7 protein-coding genes and 1 pseudogene are annotated in these 7,976 nt (G+C 70.9%); 6 read left to right on the top strand and 2 right to left on the bottom strand.

What is annotated here, in order from left to right:
• The 5 genes and pseudogenes from A2U95_RS32115 to A2U95_RS21625 form a co-directional block, all read left to right on the top strand.
• Positions 1-2,423: pseudogene (locus tag A2U95_RS32115) on the top strand (hypothetical protein); the annotation flags it as partial.
• A complete protein-coding gene (locus tag A2U95_RS21640) occupies positions 2,420-3,190 on the top strand; it encodes a hypothetical protein (RefSeq protein ID WP_166025843.1) in 771 nt (256 codons plus the stop codon). The pseudogene A2U95_RS32115 and the gene A2U95_RS21640, both read left to right, overlap by 4 nt.
• A gap of 616 nt (positions 3,191-3,806) precedes the next feature.
• Complete coding sequence (locus tag A2U95_RS21635) at positions 3,807-4,448, top strand: hypothetical protein (protein WP_240957560.1); 642 nt, start codon at positions 3,807-3,809, stop codon at positions 4,446-4,448.
• Positions 4,449-4,690: 242 nt separating this feature from the next.
• Positions 4,691-5,290, top strand: a complete 600-nt coding sequence (locus A2U95_RS21630; protein WP_240957557.1) for a pentapeptide repeat-containing protein — start codon at positions 4,691-4,693, stop codon at positions 5,288-5,290.
• A 265-nt stretch (positions 5,291-5,555) separates the two neighbouring features.
• Positions 5,556-6,572 carry a hypothetical protein gene (locus A2U95_RS21625; protein ID WP_166025839.1) on the top strand — a complete coding sequence of 339 codons (1,017 nt, stop codon included), beginning with the start codon at positions 5,556-5,558 and terminating at the stop codon, positions 6,570-6,572.
• A gap of 76 nt (positions 6,573-6,648) precedes the next feature.
• Here A2U95_RS21625 and A2U95_RS21620 read toward each other — a convergent pair whose 3' ends face one another.
• On the bottom strand, positions 6,649-7,152 hold the full coding sequence (locus A2U95_RS21620) for a nucleoside deaminase (RefSeq protein WP_166025837.1): 504 nt from the start codon (positions 7,150-7,152) through the stop codon (positions 6,649-6,651).
• A gap of 238 nt (positions 7,153-7,390) precedes the next feature.
• On the opposite strand from A2U95_RS21620, the gene A2U95_RS21615 reads away from it, so the two are divergent.
• A complete protein-coding gene (locus A2U95_RS21615) occupies positions 7,391-7,693 on the top strand; it encodes a DUF1540 domain-containing protein (RefSeq protein ID WP_240957554.1) in 303 nt (100 codons plus the stop codon).
• An 88-nt stretch (positions 7,694-7,781) separates the two neighbouring features.
• On the opposite strand, the gene A2U95_RS32110 is transcribed toward A2U95_RS21615, so the two are convergent.
• Positions 7,782-7,976, bottom strand: a 195-nt coding sequence (locus tag A2U95_RS32110; RefSeq protein WP_206283007.1) for a hypothetical protein, incomplete at its 5' end; no start/stop codon positions are given.

Below are 7,976 nucleotides of genomic sequence, written 5' to 3'. Positions count from 1 at the left end.
GTGGTGCGGGCGGTGCGGTGGCGGGTGCGGGCAAGGCCGGCGCGGTCGCCAAGGTGCTGTCCGCCACCGGCAGGGCCATCGATCCGATGACCTACATCGCCAAGGGCGCCGGCACCGGCCTGTCGAAGATCGGCGACATCGCCACCGCGCTCAAGGGCGTCGGAAACATCGACATCCCGCCGCTGCCCGCCAACGCCTTCGAGCTGCCGCCCGGCACGGTCCGCCTGCCCGACGGCACGTTCGACCTGCCCGCGGGCACCGCCCTGCCGGACGGCGCGACCCGGCTGCCGGACGGCAACGTCCGGCTGCCCGAACAGACCGTCCCGGTGCCGGAGGGCAGCATCAAACTGCCCACCGAGGACGGCGCCCCGGCACGCTACCTGGACCCGCAGGGCAACCTCCTCGACGACACCGGCACCGTCGTCCAGCGCGCCGACCAGGCCCCCCGCGAAACCGGCGGCACCGGCCACGGCACACCCGCCGCGGACACCCCGACCACGCCCACCCCGGTCCGGGAACCCGCCCTGGTCGGCGCCGGCGCCACCGACAACGCCGCCCACGCCGCCGCCGACGGCCCCGGCCAGACCGTCCGCCTCGGCAGCGACCCCACCGACACCCTCGGCGACGCCGCCCGCACCGGCGACAACACCACACCACCCGTCCGCGTGGGCACGGACGTGCCGCCGGTACGCGCCTCGGTCGACGGAATCCCTGGGGGGAACGCCGCGGACAACCTGCCGGGCGGACGGGCCGACGACGCTGCCCAAGGGCCCACCGCAAGCCACTCCGACGGTCCCACCGGTGGCTCCGGCACTCCTCACCACGACGGATCGGGCGGCGGGCACGCCGATCAGCCTTCCGCCGGCAGCGCCGACCAGACCCCTCCGGGCTCCGGTGTGCACGAACCCGGGGCCGGATCCGGCACGGACGACCTGGTGCCGCCCGGCGGCGGAGCGGACGTCCCGGGCGGTGCTCTCCCCGCTCCTCCCCGCGGCAACCTGCCCGACGGCTCCTGGGCGGGCGAGAACGGGCTCCGGCTGGACCCGGAGGCGAACGCGGCCGCTGACGACTTCATGCGCCGTTCGCAGGAGGCCGAACCCCGCATCACCGAGTCGATGCGGTCCGTCGCCGGCCGTGTCGACAACGGCAGACTCATCGGACTGGAATACCGGCTCAAGGGCGAGGACTCCTTCAAGCGCAAGCTCGCCACGGACATGCTCGACGACGTCGCCGTGGGCCCCGCCCGGATACTGGGCGACATCAAGGACTCCATCCGCTACACGATGGAGGTTTCCACCCGGAACTACGCCGACGGGGTCCAGCAGGCGGTCAACGACCTTCAGGCCAAGGGCTTCGAGAACGTCACGTTCAAGAACACCTGGGACTCGCCCGGCTACAAGGGGATCAACTCCACGTGGCGCGATCCGGTCAGCGGCCAGATCTTCGAGCTGCAGTTCCACACGGCGGACAGCTTCGCGGCCAAGATGGACGGCCACGTCCTGTACGAGAAGGAGCGCCTGCCCGGCGTCTCGCCCGACGAACTCGCCGCGATCAAGCTCGAACAGACAGAGCTGTTCGGCAGGGTGCCGGTCCCGCACGGAGCGGGAGACATCCGTATCGGAGGGCAGGGTGCTGCCGATGCGGCCTCCGCCCTCGGCAGGGAACTCGACGGTGTCGCCGACCAGGTCGACTCCCTGGGCGACGACCTGGGACGGGGCGAATCCGAAACCCCGCACACCGACACCCATGCTCCGGAGCGCACGACCGACGAGGACAGCGGTGCGGGCGACAGCCCGTACACCGACGGTCCAAACGGTGGCTGGAGTGGCGCGGGATGGGTCGATCAGCCCTCCGAGTACGCCGGGAGGATTTATGAGTCACTGCGCGCCACGCCGAACCACATCGATGTTCCGCAGATGGCGAGGAACACCGGAATTTCCGAATCCGTGATCCGTGACGTGAAGACCCACATGGTCCGGTCGCAGCACGATGTGGTGGTGGGGCCGGGCGAGTGGAAGCGTGGCCTTTTCACGCCGCGCGATGACATCGCGAATCTGTGGGACGGAGCCCGGAAGGGAACCCTGACCCCGGACCAGATCAGGGAATTCAGAAACCTGATGAGTCATGAGTACGTGGAAAGTCAGCTCATGAAACGAGGGCTTCCCTACCTCCGAGACGAAAGGGGTCTGTGGCGGTTCGGTGACGACGGAACCGTCGATGGTCGCAGGTCACCCAAGAGTCTGAGCGCCGCCGGCGCGCACGATCTGTCCCCGAACCCCGTCCGAGGGGGCTTCGGTATGGCGTGGCAGAAGCTCGGCCTCAGACACCCGAAGACGCAGTTGGCCGACGACTTGTCCAACATCGACGATTTCGTCAAGGATATAGTCCAGGAACTCAAGGCGAAGGGGCTGGACCTCAAGTGACGGAAGACCGTGTGCGCCTGGCGCTCGAGCGACTCAGGGGCATCGACTGGGCCGACGACACCGCGGCCTATGAGCACGCGAATTCGCGTGGGCTGCTGATGCGTGAGTACCTGCGGCGCATGGCTGCTTGGGCACGCGCCTACGACGTCGAGGCTTCCTGGCCGTTCTTGGACGTCGTGGAACTGGTCGCCCCCGAGGTCGAGGTCCCGGCGGATGTCGCCGTCGAGGTGGAGGACGCGCTCAAGGGCGTGGCTCCTTCGTCGCTCAAGGAGACCTGCCGAGCCGTCGTCAGGTGGGCCGCCCTGGTACAGGCCGGGTTCGAGGCGCCTGCGGAGCTCCCCGCCGAGCCTTACGAGCCGATGCTGCTCATGTGCGAGCGAGGGGGCGGCTATTTCGTGGAGGAGTTCATCGACCTCAACGGCGCGATGGTCCGCCTCGGCACGGTGGACAGCAATCTCGCTGCTCAGCCCTTCCTCACGCTCGCGTCGACGACGCTCGACGCCCTTGACGCCGAAGGCGACATCACGTACTACGCCAAGGTCAGCGAGGGTTATCCACGGAGCAGCCCGCGGGGAATCGTCAGGCGTCGGGTCGACGAGGAACAGACCTACGACGAGGCGTTCACCCGTAACCTCCGCTGGGAGCCGACCGAATATCTCCGCCTGTACGAGCTGGGGCACAACGACGTCGATCACGTGCAGATCACGGAGGCCGAGGCGGCCCGGTTCATCGAGTCCGCGGTCGCGCGGCTGTCGGGTGCCCGCTGAGGTTCGCCCGGCCTCGGGAGGAGAGGCCGCGGATCCAGCGCGGTTCAGGGACGAGCGCCGTGTGCGGGGAGGCCGGGGAACACGGAACTCTGCCGTCAGGCGGGTCCGCGCCTGTGCCGAGGCCAGGTGACGGGCCTGCCGAGGGGGCCGGTGGCAGCCTCAAACTGCTCACCGAACCGGGCGCCCCGGCACGCTACCTGGACCCGCAGGGCAACCTCCTCGACGACATCGGCACCGTCGTCCAGCGCGCCGACCAGTCCCCCGCGAGCCCGGCGGCACCGACCACGGCACACCCGCCGGCGCGGACACCCCCCACACCCCACCCCGACCCGGGAACCCGCCCTGGCCGGCGCCGGCACCCACCGCCGCCGACAACGCCGGGCAGACGATCCGCCTCGGCAGCGACCCCGCCGACACCCTCGGCGACGCCGGCCGCACCGGCGACAACACCACACCACCCGTACACGCCGACACGGAGGCACCGCCCGTGCGCGCCTCGGTCGACGGAATCCCTGGGGGGAACGCCGCGGCGGTTGGCCGGAAGCCGTGGGTAGCGATGATGAATGGTGGGCGCCATCGTCCCGCCGAACGGCCGGATCCACCCTCAAGGAGTGCCATGTCCATGCTAATGCGTGCTCCCCGTGAATGTGCCACGTGGGAGTGGGAGCTGAGCGACTTCGCCCTGCCTGGCCTTGAATCCGCGCTGACGGTTGCTGCACAGATGTCGACCGTGCTGCGGAAGCATGGACTGCTGGAGCCTCAATACGTGGAGTGGCAATGGTTCATCTTCGGGCGTGGGGGTGTAGGGGCGATGACGAGGCTTTCGCTGTGCGGGAGTCTCGACGTCGGTGGATTGTCGCGGCGGGTCCGGGAGGCTCGTCCTGTGGCGCTTTCAGAAGCCGAACCCAACCTTCTCCGCATCTCCGGTCCAGGCACGTGGCTTGATGCCGGAGGCACGGAGCGAAGGGAGTACGGGCTCGTCGATCTGATCGTCGATCCCGACGAGCGGGAACTGACGGCTGAGGTTTCGGTGTTCCACGACATCTGGGGCCACTGCGACTTCAAGGGCGTCCCGCATCCGGAGGTCGAGAAGCGGAACGCACCCCGGCTGGCCGCGGCCCTGCGGGAACTGGAAGGGCTTCTGGGGCGGCCGGCGCGACCGGGCGATCCGACGTACTTCGGGCGCGCCGACGGCTACGGCATCCAGATGCCCGACTTGATCGACGGCCTGGGACCCGATCTCACCGACCTGCTCTGAACAGCACCTGGTGAGTCCTGGATGTCTGCCGCCGATGCGGGGGCAGCCTGGTTACGGGCGGACCACGCCTGGACATGCCTCTCGGTGGCCGGAGCCACCCGGGCCGCCACTCCGCACTGTCGGCCGGGTGGCGCAGGCGGTGACGCAGGGCGCACCGGCGCGCCCCCATGACGGTGAAGAGAACGGTTGGGAAGAGAATGTCATTCGGTACACGTAACGGCTGGGCACCGGCTCGATTTCCTGTGGACAGTGGTGCGGGCCGGCGTCTGCGGGAGTGGCTCGATGCCGAGGAGGGCGGTCTGGACGCCGTGGGCCTCGATCTCGGCGGCGCGGACCTGTCCTACGGTGACTTCTCCGCGTCATGGTTCACCGACGCGAAGTTGGCGGGTGTGAAGCTGGCCGGCGCGGAGTTGTACCGCTCGGATGCCCAGGGGGCGGATCTCACCGAAGCCGATCTGACGGGAGCCTCTCTGGTCCGTGTGAACCTCGACGACGCGATCTTGCGGAACGCGACGCTCGAGGGCGCCGATCTCGTCAAGGCGTCGCTCCACGGTGTCGATGCGAGCGGCGCCGGCTGCAGAGGGACCCGGTTCACGGGAGCCTCTCTCCTGGGTGCCGACTTCCGTGGCGCCGACCTGAGCGACGCGGTCTTCGACGAGAACTCGTTCCAGGTGAAGGTGGATGAGGAGACGAAGCTCGAGGGTGCGTCGGGATCGGTGTTCGGGCCCGTGACCTTTGTCCGTGAAGGCGTTTCCCGAGAGCTGTCAGGTTCGGAGTTGCAGCAGTGGATCAGGGATCACGGCGGGGAAATCCGGGTTCTGGGAATCCAGGCGAACCGTTGACCTCCATCGGCGGCTCGGTCACCGCTCCACCGAACAGTCAGGTCTTCCCTCAAGGGCGCCACGTCCTTGTCGATGCGCGCTCCGCGCGATCGCGCCGCACAGGAGCGGGAGCCGCGTGACTTCATCGCTGTACACGTACGGCCTGTCGGGAACCCCCCGCACAGAGCGGCAATGGCTCGCCTTCGGGCGTGGGGGCATTGATTCGTGCGTCTGACGGGATCGTCTTCGTGCCACCTGGTGGCGGGTTCGTCCCGGAGGGAGTTCGGTGATCCCGAGCAGTGGCGTGGCCCGGTGGACGTGGAGCCGGTGGGACCGGTCCGCCGACGAGATCACGCTCTGCCTGCGCGGTCTCCTGTCCGCCCACCACGTGCTCACGGAGCACCGCTTCAGCGTCGGAGGGCCGGCGGCGCGGCTTACGGTCACCGAGAACGGCAATCCCACGCATCGCCTGTTCGACCGCGACATCACCTTGCGGGTGGCGGACCTGTCGTCCGACCGTCTTGCCCGTGTGGTGGAGGAGATCAGGTCTGTGGCGGCTCCCGGCGAGGTCGGTTCCGCGGACGCGAGGATGGACTGCACCGCTGTCCTGCTCACCGAGGAAGGCGAACGGGAACAGGAGCGGGCGTTCCTCCTGTCGTCCGCCTCCTTCGCCGGATTCGCCGGTGTGGACCTCGAGACGTACACGGACGTCTGGATGAGGTACGACGTGAAGGGGCGCCCGCAGCCTGCCGTCCCCAGCGCCAACGCGCCACGGCTCACCGCCGTCCTCAGCCGCCTCGCGGACGCGCTCGGCACCGGGACGGAGCCGGAGGACCCCACCTGCTTCGGGACTCCCACCCCGACCGGAGTGGACAACCGGTACGAGGCCGACGGATCTCCTTCGGACGTGTGGGGCCGCTTCGAAATTCCCTCACGGAAGGCGGTCTTCGAGTTCCTGTCACCCTTCCACCAGGGGCATTTCGGGCGTACCGCGGACGGGACCGTGCAGTACGTACCCGTCCGCGGCTCCGACGGCCTGCTGCTCGGCCACCTCTGGGCCTCCGACCCCGACGGTGCCGCGAGCTTCGCCCCGCGCGACGCTGCCGGCGAAGACGGTCACCGGGCCGGACTGGTCTGGCTGGACCGCCTGCGCGCGACCCGCGAGCGGGGACTGAGCCCGTCACAGGCTCTCGCGGAACTGTCCTCCTGCCCCGGCGACCCGGTGGCGGGGCAGGCGGACCCACGGAGCCGGCCACGCACCATGCCGCTTCGCGACCTCCGCGACCGCGCACGCGACGCCTGACCCGCGGGCCGCGGACCGGGGGCCAGAAACCGGTGCGAGGCGGGGGCGGCGGTGGCCGGCAGGACGGTACGGGCGTCTACTCCGGCCGCCGCGCCGTGCGGCCGGCCGGGTGGTGCAGGTGTTGGTGCAGGGCGCGGACGTCGTCGACGAGCTCGGGCACCGGTCCCTCCACCACCGCGTCCGGGACGACGGCGGTGACCGGCAGGGCGGCGACCGGAGCCGCGGGCACGCCCCACTCGGTGAGCCAGGACGCCAGCTGCGCGCCGGAGGCCACGTACACGATGCGGCCGAGGCCCACCCAGCCGTGCGCGGCCGCGCACATCGGGCAGTGCTCGCCGGAGGTGTAGACGGTGGCCGCCGCGCGTTCCGCCGGGGTCATGTGCCGCGCGGCCCAGCGGGCCAGGGCGAACTCGGGGTGCCGGGTGTGGTCGCCGCCCGCGACGTGGTTGTGGTCCTCGCCCAGGACGGTGCCGTCGCCCGCCACCAGCACGGATCCGAAGGGCTCGTCGCCCGAGGCCAGGGCCTGGGCCGCCAGTTCCACGCAGCGGCGCAGGTGCCGCAGGTCCGCCTCACTGATCACCGGTCCACCCTAGGGCCTGTCCGGCGGACCGCGCACGTGGGCCGCGGGGCCCGGCACGCCCGTCGGGGCGCCCGGCCGGAGGGGGCCGCTCCCCGGCCGAGGTGCACCGGATCCGGTTGTCGCGGAGAGTGGAGGCAAGGAAGGGAGCGTTCCGAGAGCCGTCGCGCGGCCGTCGCCGGGGAGCATCCCGGCCGTCGGGGAACGCTCCGTACGACACCTCCAGGAAGCAGGTCCTGCCATGACAGCCGCACCCGTCATGCAACTGCCGGTCATCAGCGAGTGCTCGGCCGAGAGCTGCGCCTACAACAGCGACCACACCTGCCACGCCGCGGCGATCACCGTGGGAGACGTCAGCGATCCCGTCTGCGACACGTTCCTGAGCGCCGACGTCCGGGGCGGGGAGCCCTCCGTCACCGGCCGGGTCGGCGCCTGCAAGATGGCCGACTGCCGGCACAACAGCGGGCTGGAGTGCCACGCCCCGGCCATCGCCGTCGGTTCCGAACAGGAGCAGGTCGACTGCCTCACCTACGAGCCGGCCTGAACGGCCGGCGCGAGGAGCCGGCGGAACGGAACGAGGACGGAGGCGGAGGGCCGGCGGGACCGGCCGGTGACCCGGACGCGGCCCGGGGTCAGGGCGCGGGCACCGGCTCCGCCGGCCCGTCGTCATGCAGCGGGAGCCGCGCCGGGCCCACCTGCTCGCCCAGGACGTCGGTCATGAAGCGGACCAGCCCCGCCGCGAAGGCGTCCTCCGCCCGACGGCCGTCCCCGCCCGCCGGCCGCGGGCCGCCCCGCCGCCCCGCGCGGCGGGGCGGCCCACGGGGCTT

It is taken from the genome of Streptomyces chilikensis (genome assembly GCF_001642695.1).
In the GTDB taxonomy this organism is placed as follows: Bacteria; Actinomycetota; Actinomycetes; order Streptomycetales; family Streptomycetaceae; genus Streptomyces; species Streptomyces chilikensis.
Note: the sequence above shows the minus strand (reverse complement) of the source record. Positions and strands in the feature narration are given on the sequence as shown.

What these genes read in the sequence shown, in the direction of transcription:
- A2U95_RS21635 (WP_240957560.1), top strand. Translation starts at nt 3,807, where the DNA reads ATGTCCATGCTAATGCGTGCTCCCCGTGAATGTGCCACGTGGGAGTGG.
- A2U95_RS21615 (WP_240957554.1), top strand. Translation starts at nt 7,391, where the DNA reads ATGACAGCCGCACCCGTCATGCAACTGCCGGTCATCAGCGAGTGCTCG.